General features: G+C 61.7%; 2 protein-coding genes and 1 pseudogene. All 3 read right to left on the bottom strand.

Annotated elements, in window-relative coordinates:
• Positions 1-18 precede the first annotated feature (18 nt).
• Entirely contained in the window at positions 19-429 is a 411-nt protein-coding gene (locus ACYVDE_RS23360) for a DUF6691 family protein (RefSeq protein WP_460503926.1), read from the bottom strand.
• Positions 430-438: 9 nt separating this feature from the next.
• Positions 439-999, bottom strand: coding sequence for a YeeE/YedE family protein (locus tag ACYVDE_RS23365; RefSeq protein ID WP_460503927.1), 561 nt, complete (start codon positions 997-999; stop codon positions 439-441).
• Positions 1,000-1,036: 37 nt separating this feature from the next.
• A pseudogene (locus ACYVDE_RS23370) lies at positions 1,037-1,224 on the bottom strand (SAM-dependent methyltransferase); the annotation flags it as partial.

Consider the following 1,224-nt stretch of genomic DNA (forward strand, 5'->3'; position numbering starts at 1 on the left):
GGCGGGGGCCGGTGGCCGTTAGTGAGGCAGTTTCTCGCGCAGGGCGCTGTAGGTCCAGGTGCCGGCCAGGGCGGCCAGAATCAGCACGGCGGCCGCGCCGATGCCGCTGCCCAGCTGCGCAAACATCGGCCCCGGGCAGGCACCGGTGAGTGCCCAGCCCAGGCCAAACAGCAGCCCCCCAATCCATACGCCGTGGTTGAACTGCTTATCGGCAATGACGATGGGCTCGCCAGTGATGGTTTTCAAGTGGTTGCGCTTGATGAGCTGAATCGAAACCAGACCCACCGCAATGGCCGAGCCGATGACGCCGTACATATGGAAGCTCTGAAACCGAAACATTTCCTGAATCCGAAACCAGCTGATAACCTCGCTCTTGGTGAGGATGATGCCGAACAAGGTGCCCAGCACGAGGTATTTAACATACTTCATGGCAAATAACTAAAACAGCAGCGGATAAATAACCCAGGTCATAAGCAGGCCTCCGGCGAAGAAGCCCACTACGGCCACCAGCGACACCCATTGCAGGTTCGAAAGCCCCGAAATGGCGTGGCCCGAGGTGCAGCCGCCCGCGTAGCGCGTGCCAAACCCCACCAGAAAGCCGCCCAGCACCAGAAACACCCAGCCCTTCCAGTTGGCCAGGTTATCAAGTGCAAACAGCTCGCGCGGCAGCAGGCCGCGGAAATCGGTGAGGTGCATTTCGGCTTTGAGGTCGCGCACCGTGGCGGCCGAGATGTTCACCACCTCGGGGTGGCCCATGAGCCGGTAGCCAATGAAGCCGCCCAGCGCAATGCCGAGCACGAACACCAGATTCCAGATTTCGGCCCGCCAGTTATAAGTCAGAAACGGGATGCCGGCCGGCGCGCAGGCCGCGCACACGTGGCGCAGCGCCGAGCTGATGCCCAGCGCCTTGTTGCCCACGAGTAGCAGCGCCGGCACCGTGAGGCCGATGAGTGGCCCGGCCACGTACCAGGGCCAGGGTTGTTGCAAAAAATCAAGCATTACAGAGTATAAATCAATGAAATAAAGGCGCAAATCTTCAGGCGGACAAACGGGCACCTCCCTGGCGCTGAAACGAGCAAAACAGAAAGTTCTGGGTGGTGTGGAAAGGTGTTTCGTGGTCTTCGGTGCGGCAGCGCAGCTTCCGGAAGCCGCGGCGCAGCTGCTGGCCCAGCGTGGCCTCGCTGTATTGGCGCACGGGCAGGCCGCTGCACTGCGCCGGCCCCG

It is taken from the genome of Hymenobacter agri, assembly GCF_054778495.1.

What these genes read in the sequence shown, in the direction of transcription:
- ACYVDE_RS23360 (WP_460503926.1), bottom strand. Translation starts at nt 429, where the DNA reads ATGAAGTATGTTAAATACCTCGTGCTGGGCACCTTGTTCGGCATCATC.
- ACYVDE_RS23365 (WP_460503927.1), bottom strand. Translation starts at nt 999, where the DNA reads ATGCTTGATTTTTTGCAACAACCCTGGCCCTGGTACGTGGCCGGGCCA.